Source organism: Agrobacterium sp. AGB01, from assembly GCF_014851585.1.
In the GTDB taxonomy this organism is placed as follows: Bacteria; Pseudomonadota; Alphaproteobacteria; order Rhizobiales; family Rhizobiaceae; genus Agrobacterium.
The window spans coordinates 641,951-659,196 of record NZ_JACVAB010000003.1 but is presented as its reverse complement, the minus strand read 5'-3'; the positions used below and the strand labels follow the sequence as shown (position 1 = coordinate 659,196).

At 57.6% G+C, this 17,246-nt stretch carries 18 protein-coding genes and 1 pseudogene; 5 read left to right on the top strand and 14 right to left on the bottom strand.

The features are described from left to right. Together IB237_RS14795 and IB237_RS26285 are read left to right on the top strand one after the other, a co-directional pair. Positions 1-709 (top strand): ABC transporter ATP-binding protein (locus IB237_RS14795; protein WP_192489408.1); only part of this gene is annotated, 709 nt, incomplete at its 5' end. A gap of 59 nt (positions 710-768) precedes the next feature. After that, positions 769-978 (top strand): annotated as a pseudogene (locus tag IB237_RS26285) (hypothetical protein); the annotation flags it as partial. Positions 979-1,132: 154 nt separating this feature from the next. On the opposite strand, the gene IB237_RS14790 reads toward IB237_RS26285, so the two are convergent. The 6 genes from IB237_RS14790 to IB237_RS14765 form a co-directional block, all read right to left on the bottom strand. Further along, the gene (locus IB237_RS14790) at positions 1,133-1,978 is read right to left on the bottom strand and encodes a class I SAM-dependent methyltransferase (protein WP_192489407.1); all 846 of its coding nucleotides are present in this window, start codon (positions 1,976-1,978) and stop codon (positions 1,133-1,135) included. Between the two features lie 92 nt (positions 1,979-2,070). Beyond that, complete coding sequence (locus IB237_RS14785; protein WP_192489406.1) at positions 2,071-2,784, bottom strand: helix-turn-helix domain-containing protein; 714 nt, start codon at positions 2,782-2,784, stop codon at positions 2,071-2,073. A gap of 865 nt (positions 2,785-3,649) precedes the next feature. Continuing rightward, on the bottom strand, positions 3,650-4,756 hold the full coding sequence (locus IB237_RS14780) for an NAD/NADP octopine/nopaline dehydrogenase family protein (RefSeq protein ID WP_192489405.1): 1,107 nt from the start codon (positions 4,754-4,756) through the stop codon (positions 3,650-3,652). Between the two features lie 153 nt (positions 4,757-4,909). Further along, positions 4,910-6,403, bottom strand: coding sequence for a tripartite tricarboxylate transporter permease (locus IB237_RS14775; protein WP_192489404.1), 1,494 nt, complete (start codon positions 6,401-6,403; stop codon positions 4,910-4,912). Continuing rightward, positions 6,400-6,870: a tripartite tricarboxylate transporter TctB family protein gene (locus IB237_RS14770; RefSeq protein WP_192489403.1), complete on the bottom strand. Its 471-nt coding sequence runs from the start codon at positions 6,868-6,870 to the stop codon at positions 6,400-6,402. The genes IB237_RS14775 and IB237_RS14770 overlap by 4 nt, the downstream gene beginning before the upstream one ends. Beyond that, positions 6,861-7,823, bottom strand: a complete 963-nt coding sequence (locus IB237_RS14765) for a tripartite tricarboxylate transporter substrate binding protein (RefSeq protein WP_192489402.1) — start codon at positions 7,821-7,823, stop codon at positions 6,861-6,863. The genes IB237_RS14770 and IB237_RS14765 overlap by 10 nt, the downstream gene beginning before the upstream one ends. Positions 7,824-8,070: 247 nt before the next feature. Between IB237_RS14765 and IB237_RS14760 the strand changes: the two genes are divergently transcribed. The 3 genes from IB237_RS14760 (at position 8,071) to IB237_RS14750 (ending at position 9,840) form a co-directional block, all read left to right on the top strand. Then, positions 8,071-8,988: a LysR substrate-binding domain-containing protein gene (locus tag IB237_RS14760; RefSeq protein WP_192489401.1), complete on the top strand. Its 918-nt coding sequence runs from the start codon at positions 8,071-8,073 to the stop codon at positions 8,986-8,988. Positions 8,989-9,172: 184 nt separating this feature from the next. After that, complete coding sequence (locus IB237_RS14755) at positions 9,173-9,481, top strand: type II toxin-antitoxin system RelB/DinJ family antitoxin (RefSeq protein ID WP_192489400.1); 309 nt, start codon at positions 9,173-9,175, stop codon at positions 9,479-9,481. Positions 9,482-9,522: 41 nt separating this feature from the next. After that, a complete protein-coding gene (locus IB237_RS14750) occupies positions 9,523-9,840 on the top strand; it encodes a type II toxin-antitoxin system RelE/ParE family toxin (protein WP_371815331.1) in 318 nt (105 codons plus the stop codon). A gap of 524 nt (positions 9,841-10,364) precedes the next feature. Here the strand turns inward: IB237_RS14750 and IB237_RS14745 are convergent. The 8 genes from IB237_RS14745 to IB237_RS14710 form a co-directional block, all read right to left on the bottom strand. Continuing rightward, the gene (locus tag IB237_RS14745; RefSeq protein WP_192489399.1) at positions 10,365-10,730 is read right to left on the bottom strand and encodes a response regulator; all 366 of its coding nucleotides are present in this window, start codon (positions 10,728-10,730) and stop codon (positions 10,365-10,367) included. Next, entirely contained in the window at positions 10,731-12,191 is a 1,461-nt protein-coding gene (locus tag IB237_RS14740) for an HWE histidine kinase domain-containing protein (protein ID WP_192489398.1), read from the bottom strand. A gap of 519 nt (positions 12,192-12,710) precedes the next feature. Further along, positions 12,711-13,418, bottom strand: a complete 708-nt coding sequence (locus tag IB237_RS14735) for a DUF4405 domain-containing protein (protein ID WP_192489397.1) — start codon at positions 13,416-13,418, stop codon at positions 12,711-12,713. Then, complete coding sequence (locus IB237_RS14730) at positions 13,415-13,888, bottom strand: cytochrome P460 family protein (RefSeq protein WP_192489396.1); 474 nt, start codon at positions 13,886-13,888, stop codon at positions 13,415-13,417. Before IB237_RS14730 ends, IB237_RS14735 begins: the two co-directional genes overlap by 4 nt. A gap of 32 nt (positions 13,889-13,920) precedes the next feature. Beyond that, a complete protein-coding gene (locus IB237_RS14725) occupies positions 13,921-14,391 on the bottom strand; it encodes a cupin domain-containing protein (protein ID WP_192489395.1) in 471 nt (156 codons plus the stop codon). A 35-nt stretch (positions 14,392-14,426) separates the two neighbouring features. Then, positions 14,427-14,783: a carboxymuconolactone decarboxylase family protein gene (locus tag IB237_RS14720; protein WP_371815330.1), complete on the bottom strand. Its 357-nt coding sequence runs from the start codon at positions 14,781-14,783 to the stop codon at positions 14,427-14,429. A gap of 137 nt (positions 14,784-14,920) precedes the next feature. Then, entirely contained in the window at positions 14,921-16,024 is a 1,104-nt protein-coding gene (locus IB237_RS14715; RefSeq protein ID WP_192489394.1) for an alpha/beta hydrolase, read from the bottom strand. 62 nt (positions 16,025-16,086) lie between these two features. Continuing rightward, positions 16,087-17,172 (bottom strand): alpha/beta fold hydrolase, encoded by a 1,086-nt coding sequence (locus IB237_RS14710; RefSeq protein WP_192489393.1) that lies wholly within the window; start codon positions 17,170-17,172, stop codon positions 16,087-16,089. Positions 17,173-17,246: the final 74 nt, after the last annotated feature.

Genomic DNA, 17,246 nt, shown 5'->3' with positions numbered 1-17,246 from the left:
TGTCGGGCCGAATGCCTGTGGCAAGTCCACGCTGCTGCGTGCCCTGTCGCGGCTGCTGTCACCTTCCTCCGGTCAGGTGATCCTCGACGGCAAAAACATAACCGACATTCCCGCTAAGGAAACCGCACGGCGGCTTGGTCTGTTGCCACAGTCCTCCATTGCACCTGAAGGTATCACGGTGGCGGATCTTGTTGCACGCGGTCGATATCCGCATCAGTCGTTCCTGCGGCAATGGTCGAAGGCTGACGAGGAGGCTGTCATCGCAGCGATGGAGGCAACCCGCGTCACGGATCTGTCCGGACGGATGGTGGACGAACTGTCCGGCGGTCAGCGCCAGCGTGTCTGGGTGGCCATGGTGCTGGCGCAGGAAACGCCGATCCTGCTTTTGGATGAGCCAACCACCTTCCTTGACATCGCCCATCAGATCGAACTGCTCGATCTTCTTGCCGACCTTAACGATCAAGGTCGCACGGTCATCGCCGTGCTGCATGATCTCAATCATGCCTGCCGCTATGCGTCGCATCTCATCGCCATGAAGGATGGGGCGTTGATCGCAGAAGGACCACCTGACGCCATCATCACAGAGCGACTGGTGCAAGACGTGTTCAACCTGCCATGCATCGTCATCCCCGATCCGATCTGCGGCACTCCGATGGTCGTGCCGAAGAGGCGGCGACCACTGGCGGGGCCCGCTCAGCTTGGGCAATAAGCGGTACTGAAGGATGAATTGCGCCTTCATTTAGGTCGTAACGTTATTCCTTTGAAATTAACTCGGACAACCTCTCAGAGGGCGAAGTAGTTTGCGTCGACGATGGCAGTGAAGATGGCACGATAGGTCTGACCCGGAACGGTATCAACGAACTTCGAAACCTACTTGCAGACATATGAAGGTGGAATGTTACTGTCCACCAGTTCCTCGTGGACGAAGAGTACGACAATAAGATCATCGAAGGCGTCATGGCAGATGAAATGAAACGCCTCCTAAGCTTCGCACATCCAACCACTCAAGAATGCGTTCACCGGACGCTGGCGATGGTATGTGGGTGCGAGGTTTCGGGCGGCGCGGGGAAGCCGCCGGTCTGATCCGTAGTGGAACGCCTCGCCCGCGCCAATCGGACGAGGCGTCAGAAACTTATGGCACCCGTACGGTGACCCGCAGGAACGAGGCGGGGATCGTCGTGGCGTCATTGGTCTTGGCTTGGTTCTGGCGGTTGAACAGCAGATCAAGCTCATTCTGCAATTCCTCGCCGTTTCCAGTCTTGGCTGCAGCCTCGAAGGCATTCATGGTCGGACCATAGAAATTACGGAACTGACTGAGGAAATTCGTAGCCGGACCGGGGTAATTGAATGTGTAAGTATCTTTCTCGCAGGTGATGTTAACAGGAGGAATGCCGGCGGCTTGGAAGCGCTCGATCACGTTGGCTTCCACGCCCCAGGTCATCGGACTGATGAAGCCTTCCGGCGGAGGCGGTGAATAGACCGAGCTGATCCTGAGTATCTGCGCCACGAGGGTAGGGTCGCCGGGGATCCAGTTGCCCATGACGATCCTGCCGCCGGGCTTGGTGACGCGCACCATTTCTCTCGCGACATCGCCGGGCCTGGGTGCGAACATGGCGCCGAACATCGAGACGACGACGTCGAATCCCCTGTCTTCGAGGTTGACCAGATCGCTCGCGTCGCCCTCTTCGAAGCGAATGTTGGAAAGCTGTAGGGCCTTGGCACGGGCATTGCCGGCCGTGACAAGATTACGGGCGATGTCCACGCCCACAACATTCGCGCCGGCCTGCGCCGCCGGTATCGCTGTCGTACCGTCCCCGCAACCGAGGTCCAGCACCCTTATGCCTTCTTCGACGCCGATCGATTTAACGAGGGCCTCACCGCTTTCGCGCATGGCAGCGGCAATACGGGTGAAGTCACCCTTTTCCCAGAGCGCCTTGTTGGCGTTGGGAAGGGGAGTAGTGGTCAGATTGGGATCCATCGTTATTTCCTTTCGTGGTTTGAACGAGACCAACCAATCACTGACTGGACCCGCCAGATAGTGCAGAAAGTGGAGCAAGCTGATACAGACTGTTAAGCGCTGGCTCTGGTTGCGACCTGATGCTCCGGAGCGGCGGCATAGCTGCTACGCACCATCCATGTTTCCAGCGTGGCAATCAGCTTGCGGTCGCCGATCAAGACGAGAGAATTTGAATTGATTTCGCTGCGCAGGGTCGACCATCCCATCCAGGCCGAGGTCATCGCCTTCAGATCGGCCCTTATGAACAGATCGACCTCATGGCGTGGATCGAGCAGGCAGAGATCTACGGGGTGACCCGGACGGGCCACGAGCCAATAGTGCCGCTCGCTTTCGATCAGTTCCGGATAGGTGAACTGGATGACCGTCGTCGTGCCTGGCGGAAAGGCGCTGGTATCGATCTTCTGGCGCATGTTCCACATCAACAGACGCGCATCAAGTTTGCTAAGCGAGACTTCCTTGTCGATATTTCGATGCGCCCATTTGCCTAAAGCCTGCACCACGGGCTTCAATTCGTCAGCCATGGCGGTCGTGGTGTAGCCCGGCTCACCAGCATCGCTTTCGACACGACGAACCAAGCCGTGCTGTTCCATTTCCTTCAGGCGTTTCGACAGGAGAGTAGGAGAGATACCGGGCACACCGCGGCGGATCTCGTTGAAGCGCGTGGCGCCGTGCGACAGTTCACAGAGGATCAGCAGTGTCCAGCGCGGTTCGATGATGTCGCAAGCTTTGGCCACGGGGCAAAAGCTGTCATAGCAGTCGGAAGACATGATTACCTCCCAAAGAAACCATTCTTAATACGGCCTTTGATGGCGTCCAGTCCTGAAAGTGTAGCACTTTCTGGCGGCCGGGTATTAGCTGTCTGGATTGCGTAGAACTGCGCTGCTCCCATCGCCGTGGGAAACGTCCGTTCTTGGCCCAACCCGTGTAGGAGATCTGATGGCGGTAGAACCGACAATCCGTCTCCGGCCCGATAACGCTGACGGTGCGCCGGACAGGAACGTCGGCTGCCGAGAACCCGACCAAGACATTGGAATGGCGACAAGGGGTCGGACGCGGTCATAGGGCTCGCCCGCGCTCTATGCAGCTATTTCCATCCCGGCCTCCAAGACCGGACGGGCCGCTTTGGCCCGATATTGGTCATTCCATACAGTCAATGTCCGGCACTGAGTGCTTTCAAACAGATCACTTCAGCAAAAGCCGGGTCGCGGGTTCAAATCCGTTCGAGGCGAATAGCATCTGGAGTACTGCCGCGGCTTTGCTAAGACGATTGAAACGGACGTAATGCTCGAAAATCAATAGGCAGCGATTTAATCGACATGTCGCAGTAGACACCGACCAATTTCTACGTCTGGGTGAAGCTTTACCGTGAAGTCATCGGCCGCCAACATCGCGACAAAGAGGGGTCACTTCCCGTTCCCTGCTTTATCCGGCGATGCTCGACGGCAACATACCGAGAGCAGGAGCAGGAGTTCTGCTACGACGCTTCGCACGATGAAGACGCCCGAAACGAATGCGGCTGGCAGCCGCAATTCGGCACGATCGATGCAATCATCGACAAGTTCACGCTGGATGTCGGCCGAATCCGATAGTCGGCCGGTCTCAACATAACGTCGAGGGTGCGCCTCGCGCTCGTCAGGAAGCTTCAGACAGGCGGTGTCCCATGCACCGCTCCAGAAGCGCTTCTCTTGTTTCTAGCGTGCCGATAACGGCATCTGCTATGCGATTGTTCTCGCGGATCGCAGTGTTCGTCATGACCTCCAGAACGGAAATCACGGCGCTGGTTATCGGAAGCGGCATGTCCGCGACGCGGGCCAGCCGCTCCATGAAGGCCAGCCCGTAGGGCATGTCTTCTGTCAGATAGCGGTGGTTCAGAGCGCGAGGCCCCAGTGTTTTCGATCCATCCTCGCTGATCTGGCGGACCATGTCCGAAAGCCCGGTATCCTCGACAGGGTATGACTGGGCATAGTGGCGGCGGAGTGACCGTGGCTTCGATCCGAACGCGGAAGCGAGGGTCAGCCGCTCTGCGTCGAGGGCTTCCGCGAGCCGAATACCACTTTCGGTGAAGTTTTCGAAAAGCTTCCAGGTTTCGGTTCTGTCGATCCGGCTGAAATTGATGAGCAGTTGTCCCGCATGAGCGATCGGGTTGATGTTCGAAAGATTGATGTCGAGCACCGACCGGGCCGCATCGAATTCGATGCCGAAGAGGTCGCGGCACAGCGCAAGCGATTGCGCCGTTTTGGCCGTCGGAAGGGATGCGATGTCGAACCGCTTGCGGGTGAAGGGAATGTGCAGCGTGCCGTCCGGCTGGAAACTTGCTGCCAGCAGTGTTGTGCCCCACGCGGTGATGACCGGCTGCACGCCCGACTTTCGAGCCATCTCATGGAGCCAGAGAGGTGCAAGCGAAAGCGAGCCGCTGACGACGACGTTGTGTCGCGACGTCAGATGTCCGGCGAGATCCGGTAGGACGTCGGAATAAGCCGTAGCCGGCAGCGCAACCACGACAATGTCGAATTCCCGGATACGTGAGAGACTGTCGAGCGCCTCAATCTCGAACGCGTTGGAAAAGACGCCGCTCGTCTGCAGGTGAAACATGCCTGAATAGAGGCGCGGAGAGCTGGCGAGGGACCGCGACCAGATACCCACTGAATAACCTTTTCGGGTGAGGTATGCCGCCATGGCACTGCCGATCGCGCCTGCTCCGATGATTGCGACTTTATGCACTTGAATGACCTTGTTCATTGTATCCGCAGGGCTGCCGTCTGGGCCTGGGCTTCTAGAAAATGAGTTGATACACAGCGTTTTCGACTGGTCGGGATGCGCAAGGACTCGCCGCGCCCCTGGAACGGGACGCGGTATGATGCTTGGCAACTGGAAAATCCGACCGCTCGTGTTTCAGTTCGGGGCCGTCGAAGCCTTGCGGCGTTTCAGGAGCGGAACAACGAGGATCAGGAGGATGAGCGCGATTAGCACCATCGAGACCGGCGAGGAGGCAAGGGCCAGCGGTTCTCCTCCCGAAATGGTCAGCGCCAGCGACAACTGCACTTCGGCAATCGGCCCGAGAATCATGCCTAGGATGATCGGCGCACTCGGATATCCAAGACGCTCGACGACACAGGCGATCAGCCCTACCACGACCATCACCTGAAGGTCGAAGATCGAATTGTTGACCGAGTAGACGCCGATCGTCACGAAAAGCAGGATCAGCGGCGCGAGCAGGACTTCCGGCAAGCGGAGAGCCTGTCCGAAGATTTTGGTCGCTGTCAGTCCGCCCAGCGCGCCGACCAGCAGGCCCGATAGCAGCATCTGCAGCATGAAGCCGTAGACGATATCCGCATGCTCGTCGAACAGCTGCGGTCCAGGACGCAAGCCATGAACGAGCAGTCCGCCCAGGATAACGGCCGCAACGCCCGACCCTGGAATGCCGAGGGACAGCGCTGGAATAAGCGAGGCTGCATTGTCCGCTCCATTGCCGCATTCGGAGGCTGCCACTCCCTCCGGGTTGCCCTTTCCGTAGCTGTCCGGATCCTTTGACTGCTGCTTGGCGTCGTTATAGGCAAGATAGGAAGACATCGATCCGCCAGCACCCGGCAGGATGCCGATGATGATGCCGATGACGGACGAACGCATCCAGATGGGAAGGAAGCGCTTCCATTCCCTCAATGGGGATTTCTGCCTCCGAAGATTGAGGAGTTCCGCCGGCATGCCTTCCTGGCGGGCATTCTCGATCATCTGGATGACAGGCGGAATGGCGAACAAAGCGGTGAGCAGCACCACAAGGTCCAGCCCGTCCGATAGTTCCAGGCGGTCGAAGGTATAACGTTCGACGCCCGTTGCCATGTCCATGCCAACGGTCCCCAGGATGAGACCCATGCAGGCGGCGATCAGCCCTTTGAGCAGGTCTTCGCCCAGCAGCGATGCCACAGTGGCAAGCCCGAGGATTGCCAGCCAGAAGAATTCTGAGGGGCCGAACATCAGGCTGACCTTCACAAGGGTCGGTGCAAGCGTGATCAGCGACAATGCGGAGAAGACGGAACCAATGACGCCTGAGACGACTGCTACCTGAATAGCATAACCGGCCTTGCCCTGCCGGGTCATCGCATGCCCGTCCATCACGGTGGCGACGGAGGCTGCCGTGCCCGGAACGCGCATAAGGATTGCTGGAATGGCCGCGCCGTAGCTGCCACCATTATACATGCCAGCCATCATTCCCAGCGCGAAAAGCGGATCCATGCCGAAGGTCAGCGGAATAAGGACTGCCATTCCGGTCATGACGGACAGCCCGGGCAAGGCGCCGACGATGATACCGGCCATCGTGCCTAGTATCACAGCTAACAGGTTTGCCGGAGCAAAAGCACCCGGAAGGGCTTGAAGGATTGCGTCAATCATCGGAGCACCGCCAGCAAGGGGTCGAGCAAGTCGCGCGGTATCGGTCGCTGAAGCGCGACGACGAAGACCAGCACGATGAAAGCGAGGGTCGCGGTCACAACAAGCGCCGAGTGCCGGAGGGTTCGGTAACCCAGCGCGTAGGGCAGGGCGATGCCCAGGATCAGGCTCGGGATCAGATAGCCGATGTAAGAGACTGCCGCGACGTAGAAGAGTACGGCCACAGCTCCGAGATAGACGCGTCCAGGGCGTTCGAACAAAGGCTGGTTATCATCCGGATTAAGTTGGCGCAGAGTGCGGACGACCGTGAGAAGTCCGCCGATGCCGAGCAGAACGGAAAGCGTGCGGGGATAGGATCCGGTCACTCCGGGATAGTCGGCTGCCTGCAGGAAGAGGAAGCCTGCGGCCGCCACAAGGGCAGCCGCAAAGCCAAGTTCCGCATGGCGCCGCGAGAGGGATTTCAGCGCCACGGGGTCACCTTCCAGGTTTCGACAAGGTCGCCTTCCATTTTCGCAAGCAAATTGTCGTAGTTGGCTGCATCGAGGAAGGAGAGCGGGATCTCGGCCTTCTGCGCGGCTTCCTGATAGGCGGGGTCTTCCATCGCAGCCTGCATAGCATTCTGCAGCTTCTCGATGATATCGGCCGGGACGCCGGCCGGCGCCGCGAGGCCGCGTGAGGCCGTTACGACCAGATCGTAACCCTGTTCGGCAAATGTCTTCGCATCAGGCAGGTAAGGCGAGCGTTCGGATGACATGACGCCAAGCAGCCGCAGGTCACCGCTGCGGATTAGCTGGGTGATTTCCGAGAGGTTCATCGTGGCCGCAGGAATATGGCCTCCGAGAATTGCCTGACGCACCGAGGCCGTGTCGCCAAAAAAGGCCGGGGTGAAGCTCGTCTTGGCAACGCGGTTGAGGTTGAGGAGGCCGATATGCTCCGAGGAACCTGCCGCGCCGGATGTGCCGATAACCACGGCGCCCTTGGCAGCCTGTGACGCCTTTACGAGTTCTTCGAGTGTCTGGTACTTGCTGTCCTTGCGGACGACGAGAACGCCTGGGTCAAGGACGATATTGCCGATGAGCTGGAAGTCATCGAGCTTGTACTTTGCATTTCCTGCAACGGTCTGGGCGACGAAATTCGGTGGGGTGACCATGCCGATCGTGTAGCCGTCCGGCTCGGCCTTTGCGAGGTTGGTCCAGCCGATGACACCGCCTGCGCCGGGCGTGTTGATCACCGCGATCGACGTGCCCTTGCCGAGATGTTTTTCCATGAAGATGGCTATGGAGCGCGCCGCGACGTCCGTGCCGCCACCCGGACCGAAAGGTACGATAAGTTCGATCGGCTTGGCCGGGTAGTCCTGCGCGAAAGCAGACGTGCCAACGATGACGACGAGTGCGATGCCCGCGGCGAGCTTGAGAAATTTCATTGTTTTGTCCCGTTCCCTTGTCTTGGTTTTGAGCCGTATCCCTGCCTCAGGTTATACCATCGACGCTTTCCACCTTGGCATTGGCACGAAAACATGTCTTCCAATAGAAAATTGGAGTGTAAGACAGGAATCCGATGCTTCTTGGAAAGGAGGCATGGCCCGAAGGAGGGTATTTGCAAAGGTTATTCGGCAACATCAGGAATATCAAAGTCCAAAAAACGACAGAGGTATTCCTTGGGGTTATAGAATGAGGCGCCCTATCCAGCTCCGGCAGATTGAGGCATTCAAGGCCGTCGTGGAATCTGGCACGGTCAGCCAAGCGGCGAATATCATGCATGTCACCCAGCCGGCCGTAAGCAAGCTTCTTGCGCATCTGGAGGAAGATACGCAGCTCGAATTGTTCGAGCGCGTTCGCGGTCGGCTCGTACCCTCAGCGGCGGGCATGAAGCTCTATCGCCACATCGACCGTATCTTCGCAAGCTTAAAACAGGTCGAGCACGCCGTGGATCTGATCAAGCGCGAGGAGCAGGAACGCATCGTGGTGGGTGTCCTGCCGGCGCTGTCCGGCATGTTCATTAGCAATGCGACGAGGCGCTTTCTGGCGGGCAATGAAGAAGCGCATGTCTCGCTGATCGGTCGGGCATCGCAGTTCGTCATCGAGTGGCTGCTGTCCAACCAGCTGGATGTCGGCATCGTCAACGGTGGCGTCGATCACCCGCTCATCGAGGCGCTGCCACTGGGGCCGGGGCATCTCGCCTGCATTCTGCCCCGCAACCACCCGCTCGCGTCGAAGGATCAGATCACGGCAGGGGATCTCGACGGTACGCCATTCATCAGGTTCTCGAATGAAAATCGCATACGCCAGAAGATCGAGCAGGTCCTTTTGCAGCAGGGTGTGAGGCCTCGTTTCGTGCTGGAGGCGACATTGGCGACAACAGTCTGCGAGCTGGTTGCCGACGGGCTTGGCATCACCGTCATGGATCCGCTTCTTGCCTATGGCCAGAAACAGCGCCTGGATATCCGGCCATTCGTGCCCATCATAAAATCGGACCTCCGGATATGCAGACTGCAGAATGCGCATGCGTCATCCCTGACAGACAGCTTCGTCCGGGCGGTTCAGCACACGGCCAAGGACATGTTCGGCGGTGCCGATAGACGAGAATAGCCAAGCATGCCTGGCAATTCTGTCAAATCTATATTGAAACCGCGCGTTTGGAATTAGCCGCCGAAGCTCAAGACATGTCGATCGCATTCCTTTGATTGCTGAAAGGCAGCGGAGCCCCGCCGTTAAAGTTCATCTGAAAAATGTCATTCAATAGCATTACCTTTTCGCCAAATAGGGGGTATTCATGCCCGCAAACGCACTTGTCCAAACACGTATTGATGCCGAGGTTCGAGACCGTGCTTCTACCGTGCTCGCCAGCATGGGTCTCACAGTATCCAATATGGTTCGTATTTTGCTCACGCGGACTGCCAACGAGGGGGCGCTACCTCTTGAACTTTTTTCTGGCAGTGAAGCGCATGATGCCTGCTTTCGGACCAAGGTGCTCCAAGCGTTGAACGATACTCAACCGGATCTATCAGACGACGAGGTTGAAGCGCATTTTGCAGAATGGCGCAAAGCAGCCCGTCTAAAAGCAGGCGCACCAAAATCGTGAAACTTACCTGGTCTGCGTTTGCGCTATAAGATCGCGACGCCATCTTTACGTACATCGAACTTGACAATCCTGCTGCCGCTGTTCTGATCGATGAACGGATAGTCGCCGCTTCTCGTCGTTTACTCGATTTCCCTGCAAGTGGGCGCTTGGGCAGAATTGCCGGGACACTCGAACTCGATATCAATAGCACGCCTTACGTAGCTGCATACACGATTACCGAGATGACAGTTCGGATCTTTCGTGTGCTTCATGGGGGCGCAAGAATGGCCAGAGTATCTGCCTCCAAGTTAGACAAATCGTGCGCTAGACCCACGGTTCTGCTCCCTTCAAGAGCTACAGGCCTATGGTCACCTCTGTGATGCCATAAAGTGAACCGTTGCGCGCTGGCGGTATCCGCGACAGCCCGGCCAGTCGGGATTAAGTTTTTGAAGGTCTGGCCTGATCGCACGAACTTGAGGGCGGGTGAACTTCAGTTGCGCAACGCAGTTGGTGGGTCGGATAACGACGGAAGGTTCTCACATGGTCAAACCACCATTTGTGATCGTATTTGCCGCACTCGCAGCTTCTCCAGCTTTTGCTATATCCCGCTATGACACGCCGAGCATGACATGTTCTGCGGTTCAGCGAACGATTGACCAGGAGGGCGCGGCCATACTTCGCTACCCATCCACGCGTGTGAAAAACATGACGCTTTACGACCGCTATGTCAGGAATAGTCGGCAATGTGAATTCGGCGAAAAAGCTGAACGGACCACGGTTCCAACACGTGACCGACAGAACTGTTCGGTGTACCACTGTGAACCGCGCTGCAGCTCTTCAGAATTTCGCGACTGCTGAGCGTTCACGCAATAACGTTGATAGGACGCCGCGAGCCGGCAATTTTTCAAGGTTTGATATTCATCCGGATCAGTGCGGTTTCCAACTCGATTCCAGAAATCGGCTTCGAAAGGTAAAGCGCTTCATCGGGGAGAATGCCTTGAGATGGACTGTAGCGGCCGGAGATAACGACAATCTTGCAATGCGGCCGTTGCTCTTTGACACGGTGAGCCAGACGAAGACCATTGATTGAACCAGGCATGTCGATGTCGGTCAGCAGCGCAGAAATGGCAGGCTCACGCTCCAGAACCTCAAGTGCTTGATCAGCATTGGCTGCTTCAAGCACTTGATAGCCAGCGTCAACCAGCATGTCGACGAGATCCATTCTGATCAATCCATCGTCTTCCACGACAAGCAAGCGGTCGGACTTCATTCAATGTTCTTTCTGAAATGTTTCAAGGTCAGCAGTGATGAAGCAGCGAATGCCTTCGGGACCATATTCTATGTTGACCGAACTGTCGGATGTGCCGTTTAAACCGGCCGAGATGAGACGCATGCCAGAGCCGTTGGACGCTGGTGCAACAATGCACGGCACTCCACTCTCAATCCATTCCAATTCGAAACGATCCCTCTGAAGTCCCCCGACACGCCATTTCAGATCGATCCGTCCAGTGGCTAATGACAGAGCACCATGCTTTACGGCATTGGTGGCCAATTCGTGCAGTATAAGCGAGAGCGACAGAGACGGTCGCGAGCCAATCCGCAGGTCTGGACCCGATGTCGAGATGCGAGGCTTGGCGACGTCGTCGTGCAGCGCAGTCATCTGACCAACCAACTGCCGGACTGTGGAAGAACCGCGTCCACCCTCCAGGATTACGTCGTGTGCATCGCTCAACACTGCGATCCGGTCCGACAATCTCTTTCGCGCTGTCGCGATATCTGGGGCTGTCCTCAGCGTCTGTGAGGCAATAGCCTGAACCATAGCAAGCTGGTTTTTCAGCCGGTGACCAAGCTCATGTGAAAGAAGCGTCTGGCGCTCTTCCTCAGCGCGGAGTTGGGTAACGTCCTGAGCCTGCACCAGAATTCCCGTCACTGAGCCGTTTTCACCCCTCATCGGTTGGTAGACGAGATCAATCAGACGGGTCTGCATCTCTCCTTCAGGGCCACGGTTGAGTTCAACCGGGAGGTTCTTCGCGATGAACGGCTCTCCGGTAAAATAGACATCATCGAGTATTTTGATAAATCCTTGCCGAACAACCTCGCTAACCGCCTCGGCCACCGTCTTGCCGATGATCTCGCGTCCAACGCCGATCATCGCGTAATATTGCTCGTTAGCATAATCGAAGGTGTGATCCGGACCGACAAGCATGGCAATACCGCCCGGATTAAGCTCGAATACCTGCATGAAGCGTTCGCGCTGCGTGCGTTCCTTTCGGGCCATCGCTACCTGGGCAGTTATTTCGTTGCAGGCGCAGAACATACCCAACACTGTTCCCCACGGATCTCGCACGGGCGTGTAGCTGAAGGCGAAGTGGGTTTCCTCAGGATAGCCGTTGCGATGCATGGTGAACTGGATATCGTCCATAGCCGTGCCATGGCCGTTGTAAGCCGCAGTGATAATCGGATCCACCTGATCCCAAATATCGTGCCACAAATCATGGAAAGGCTTCCCAAAGGCATATGGATGGCGGTTTCCACACATTGCCGCGTAGCCGTCGTTATAAAGCGTGATCTGGGATGGACCCCACACCATAAGCATTGGCTGGAGCGAACCGAGCATGACGTTTGTCAGGGTCTTCAGTTCGACGCCCCACTCCTCCATCGGCCCAAGGGGCGTCAAGGCCCAGTCAAGGTCGCGGAAGAGACGCCCGCAATCCGGGTTCGTAGCAGTCATGCATTTTCCTGAAGTTGAGCCCAATCCAACAGCGCGTGAACGCAACTGTCGTCCTTATGTTCCATAAGAATGCAATGGTTGTGCAATTTTACGGACCTGTGCGCCCACGTCAGGACGAGAGATGTTGTTGACAATCCCGTTGTCCATCTCATGCGTATCGAATTTTGAAGCGTAGCGTCGCAGAATGATCCACATCTCTTGAGTACTACCCTCATTGATGAATGCGTGCAGCGCTGCAGCGGCAGCGCTTGCGCGTTTGTCCGGATTGTGGGCGCTCCTTGTTACTCAAGTTGAGCGCCCGCATAGTTTCGACGAGTATTTCGTGGGGCTCAAAACGGCAGGCGGTGGCGGGCCAAAATGACAGGTCGGCATTTTTTCGGAAGCATTTTAATGTCGGTGCATTACCGTAAGCGCCTCGAGATTAACGGTAGCCTTGATCTGCATAGGGTGATTGTTGTCCAAAACAGCGTTTAGCTCATTTGGGACAACAGGCGTGCGGCCGATCCGCGCCAAAAGGAGTCATGGCGCTCGTCCGCGACGCTGGCGGTCCTCCCGTCGTCCTTTTATGACATCTCCGAGCAAACCGAGAGCGTAGTGCGTGATGGCGGCGTATAGCCCAACAATCGACGTGTATGCTACGAAAAAGCCAAGCGTGTTCTCGCTGAAGTCCCACATATCCAGCGTATAGGTCAGCATCAGCTTGGTCCCGAATGCCATTTCGAACGAGCTTTTCACACCCCACATCGCAATAGACAAGGCCACCGCCCTCAGAACCACGGTCCGCAAGGTACTTGGCGAGGCAAATCGCAAGGTTGACTGGATCGTGTTTATCACGACGGTCCACCGCGTTCCAAGATGGATAGCGATGATGAGTAGGACCCAATATCCGGCGAACATATGGATTTCCCGAACCGCAAAGGCACCGCTGAGGGCGGTGAACGGGAAGAGGTCACGAGAGACCAGAAAGCTGGTCACCAGCATAACCGTCATGCCGATAGCGAGGCAAAAGATGGTGACCAGGTTGACGATGCGAGTGGCATCCATTCGACGCTTCGTCACGCCGCCATACCAACGTTTGTTGAAGACGTTGTGCACGATCACGAGAACGAACAGGGCCGTGCCGAATAGTTCGTGAGAGAGATTGTCGAGCCACCAATATGCCAGGCAGGCGATGACGAGTGCGACGGCCAGGAAGTCGAGCAGCAGGCGGAGGCGGAACACTTTCATTTAAACTCAAACCGCCGCATCTCGTTGAAGGTATACAGGAAGTCCCGATCCGCGCGAGACATGTGGCAGCTCTGGCAGCGGGCGGTATTCTCCTCTTCCTTTATCGAGCCATCCGGCTTGAACCACTGGAACTGCCAGTCGGCGGTGCGGCGTTTTTCATCGTAATCCCGCCCCCAGTTCTCGCCCTTTTCCATGATGAAATACCGGAATACTTCACCGTCGCGGTAGTCGACGAGGGCGACCTGCGTGCCGTTCGGGATCGGGTCACCGCGCTTGACGGCCTCGATCGCCTCGCGTGTCGTCATGATGTGCTCGGTAACCTCACCGCGCGTTACCGTGGTGTAGTGAACGAGCTTTGCGATGTCGGGCATCGTCGCGCGCGTCGGCTCTGCTTGAACCTGCATGCCGACGAGCAGGACCGTCAGTCCGGCAATCGTCGCGCCGCAAATACTCCCAATGATCTTCTTCATCCAAATTCCTCTGATCAGCGTGGTACCAGACGTCATCGCGCGTATTGTTCGTCTGTAACGTGTTCCAACCATTCGACAGACTTGCCATCCAGCGTTTCGGAAATGGCAATATGAGACATGCCGGTGGTCGCGGTCGCGCCGTGCCAGTGCTTCACGCCCGGAGGTATCCATGCGATATCGCCCGGACGGATTTCCTGGATTTCGCCATCCCAATGCTGCACAAGCCCGACGCCAGCCGTGACAACCAGCGTCTGCCCAAGAGGGTGCGTGTGCCAGGCGGTGCGCGCGCCGGGCTCAAAGGTGACGGTTCCTCCACCAACTGTGGCGGGCGCGGTTGCGGAGAACCGGGAATCGACCCGGACAGCTCCCGTAAAATTACTTGATGGACCCACCGTCGACGGGTTGGTCCCGACCCTTGTCACCGACACAGCCTTGTCAGGTTCAGCAGATACGGCGGATGCGCCAAGGGTTAATGCTACTGTCATTGCGGTCTTCATGTTCATCGTGCACCTGTCATCGAGGAAGCCTTCGTTGGCGGTTATTTTTCGGCGAAGACTTCCTTGGCGATCGCTACTGCCGAAACGGCGCTTGGCCAGCCAGAATAAAACGCCATATGGGTGATGGTCTCGACAAGCTGCTCTTCCGTCAGGCCATTGGCCTTGGCGCGCACGAGATGCGAGCGGAGCTGGTCCGGACGGTTGAGAGCGATCAAGGCCGATACCGTCACCAGGCTTCGGTCGCGCTGGGAAAGCTGCGGCCGCTCCCAGATGTCGGCGTAAAGGACGTCATCCGTCAGTTCCGCCAGCTTCGGTGCGATATCGCCCATCAGGTGCTGGGTCCGCGATTTGGCGGAATCAAGATTTGAGGCTGGTTCCTGTGCCATGCTGGCCTCCATCCCGGCTGCCATGACGATGGCTGCGGCAAAAATTCCCGACATAAGCTTTTTCAAGTTCGTATCCTTCATGTTTCGGTCCTTCGGCATCGACCGAAGGTGGGACGGCGGCGTAGGGCGCGCACGCCTGGAGGTCCACCTCATGCGGAGGCAAGGTGACGGTCAAAGAACGGCTTCAACCTCGACAGGGCCGCATCGACATATTCGGGGACCCAGTAGGTCTCGATGTGTTTCGCTCCATCGATCTTGAACAACTCCTTGTCGGTGGTTCCGGTCGCCTTCGGGAACGCATCCTCGGTCATGTAGAGGGTGTCTGCGGCGCTGCCCGCGATCATCAGCAACGGCACGTCGATCAGCGCAATCTCATCCGTCGCGTCCCATCGCATCAGGTCCATCAGACTGCTCGTCGTGTACCTGAAGGTGGAGCCCGGATGGGCGTGGGTACGCCAGTAGTACTCATAGCCCTCGCGATAGAGATCGAACGGCAAGGCAGCGATTTGTGCGTCGGTGAGGTTGGCGTCTCCGGAGTAAAGAACTTCACCACCGGCCGCTTCCTGGGCACGCGCCATTGAGGCCTGTTGCAGGCGCTGCTGGATCGTGTCCATCTGACTGTCCTGAAAGCCGTTGCGGCGCACGCGCCCGGAGTTGAACATGCTGAGCGTCGCCACGGCCTTGAAGCGCTTGTCGGTCTTTGCCGCAGCCAGCGAATATCCGCCGCCGCCGCAAATGCCGAACAGGCCGAGACGTGCCGTATCGACACCGGGGAAGCCACTGATGAAATCAGCCATGCCGTGGATGTCTTCGACACGATACTGCGGTTTGTCGGTGCTGCGTGGCTCGCCGCCGCTTCCGCCCTGATAGGCGGCGTCAGCGGCGATCGTGATAAAGCCTTGCTCTGCGAGGCGCTGGGCATAGAGGCCCGTCGTCTGCTCCTTCACGCCGCCATTCGGGTGTGCCAGCACGAGGGTCGGGTAGGACTTCGCCGGATCGTAGCCAGCCGGGGTATAGACATTGGCGACGATATCGAGGCCGTTCAGCTTGTATTTCACCGGATGGATGTTCACTTTGCCCGGCTCGTTCGCGGTGATCGCACCGTCATACACGAGCCTGAACGGATTCTGCTTGTAGTCGGCGGCGACAGTTCTGGTCGTCATTGCTGACGCGCCAAGCAGTGCACCGGAGACGACGAGCGCGGAGGCTCCAAGGAACTCGCGTCTTCTTGTGTTGATGATCTCATTGGCCATGGTCAGGCTCCTTCTCAGTTCGGGAAGCGCGCAGTGGCTGCTCGCGCGAGCGCGCCAATAGATCAGTCGAGCTTTTTATCGCTCAAGAATTTGGAGACGACGTCAGCGATTTCGACATTGTTCAGGTCCGACATCAAGAAGTGAGTACCGCCCTTGACGCCGATCTCCGGCAGGTGAACGAGCGTCGCGTCACCGCCATGCTTGTTTACGGTGTCGACCCAGAGTTTCGCCATCGCCAAGCGAACCCGCCAGTTGTCCTGACCGCGCTCGGTCGTCGGTTCTGTCGGGAAATTGTCACCGTAGTAGACGACGATCGGCAGTTTGGTCAGCTTATCGAAGTCGGCAACGGGAACCGCTTCACCCTTGAGCGTACCCGCAGCGCTCGGCATCTCGGCCGGAACTTCGCCTTCCGGGAAGATGAAGCCGCTACCAGGCTCAATCGCGACGATACCTTTGACGTTCGGATTCTTGATCGCCGTCAGCCAGCCGGGTCCACCTGCCTGCGAATGGGTGAACAGGATGCCCGGTCCGGTTTTCTCGAAGAGGGCCGACATCGCGTCCGAGATCACGTTTGCATCGAACGGCCCGGTGTTCGGGGTGACCGAACGAAAGAACTGGTCAAGCGCTGCGGGGCTGCGATCGAACTGCACGTTCTCAAAGTAGTCGGGCCATTTTCCGAGCCGGAATTGGTCGAAGAACAACTGGTCATAGGGTGTCGGCTCAATGGTCGTCGCCACATTGCTGTTGCCCGCGCGACCGCGACGCGGCTGGTCTACAATGTAGGTGGAGAAACCCTTACGTAAAAAAATGCTCTGGAAACCTTCACGGCCATCCGGAGTCGTCTCCCAGCTTCGGCCGGACTGGAAGGCTCCGTGCAGCATGACGATCGGCAGAGGCTTGGGGTCCTGCGGAACCTGATAGAACACGTAGGCGTGGTCGCCGTGCAGCGACTGCCCCTCAGCAGTAGGGGCATTGTTGCTGTAGGTGCCTTCCGTCTTCGAAACCGTACCGCCGATCGCGAAGCTGCCTTGCTCCTGGATAACGAGCGGTTGAGGCGTGGACGTCGACTGAGCAATGGCCATACCGGCGATCGCGATAGCGCTGGAAAAGGCGAGGGCGGATAGAGTTTTGGCAATTTTACGGGGCATTTCGATCTCACAACCATTAAGTTGCGAAAAGGCTACACCAGCGTCATTTAGATGATTAGATACCTATTTTTGAT

Bases quoted from the DNA above. Each gene is read 5' to 3' on its own strand.
- IB237_RS14790 (WP_192489407.1), bottom strand. From the start codon at position 1,978: ATGGATCCCAATCTGACCACTACTCCCCTTCCCAACGCCAACAAGGCG.
- IB237_RS14785 (WP_192489406.1), bottom strand. From the start codon at position 2,784: ATGTCTTCCGACTGCTATGACAGCTTTTGCCCCGTGGCCAAAGCTTGC.
- IB237_RS14780 (WP_192489405.1), bottom strand. From the start codon at position 4,756: ATGAACAAGGTCATTCAAGTGCATAAAGTCGCAATCATCGGAGCAGGC.
- IB237_RS14775 (WP_192489404.1), bottom strand. From the start codon at position 6,403: ATGATTGACGCAATCCTTCAAGCCCTTCCGGGTGCTTTTGCTCCGGCA.
- IB237_RS14765 (WP_192489402.1), bottom strand. From the start codon at position 7,823: ATGAAATTTCTCAAGCTCGCCGCGGGCATCGCACTCGTCGTCATCGTT.
- IB237_RS14760 (WP_192489401.1), top strand. From the start codon at position 8,071: ATGAGGCGCCCTATCCAGCTCCGGCAGATTGAGGCATTCAAGGCCGTC.
- IB237_RS14755 (WP_192489400.1), top strand. From the start codon at position 9,173: ATGCCCGCAAACGCACTTGTCCAAACACGTATTGATGCCGAGGTTCGA.
- IB237_RS14745 (WP_192489399.1), bottom strand. From the start codon at position 10,730: ATGAAGTCCGACCGCTTGCTTGTCGTGGAAGACGATGGATTGATCAGA.
- IB237_RS14740 (WP_192489398.1), bottom strand. From the start codon at position 12,191: ATGACTGCTACGAACCCGGATTGCGGGCGTCTCTTCCGCGACCTTGAC.
- IB237_RS14735 (WP_192489397.1), bottom strand. From the start codon at position 13,418: ATGAAAGTGTTCCGCCTCCGCCTGCTGCTCGACTTCCTGGCCGTCGCA.
- IB237_RS14730 (WP_192489396.1), bottom strand. From the start codon at position 13,888: ATGAAGAAGATCATTGGGAGTATTTGCGGCGCGACGATTGCCGGACTG.
- IB237_RS14725 (WP_192489395.1), bottom strand. From the start codon at position 14,391: ATGAACATGAAGACCGCAATGACAGTAGCATTAACCCTTGGCGCATCC.
- IB237_RS14720 (WP_371815330.1), bottom strand. From the start codon at position 14,783: ATGGAGGCCAGCATGGCACAGGAACCAGCCTCAAATCTTGATTCCGCC.
- IB237_RS14715 (WP_192489394.1), bottom strand. From the start codon at position 16,024: ATGGCCAATGAGATCATCAACACAAGAAGACGCGAGTTCCTTGGAGCC.
- IB237_RS14710 (WP_192489393.1), bottom strand. From the start codon at position 17,172: ATGCCCCGTAAAATTGCCAAAACTCTATCCGCCCTCGCCTTTTCCAGC.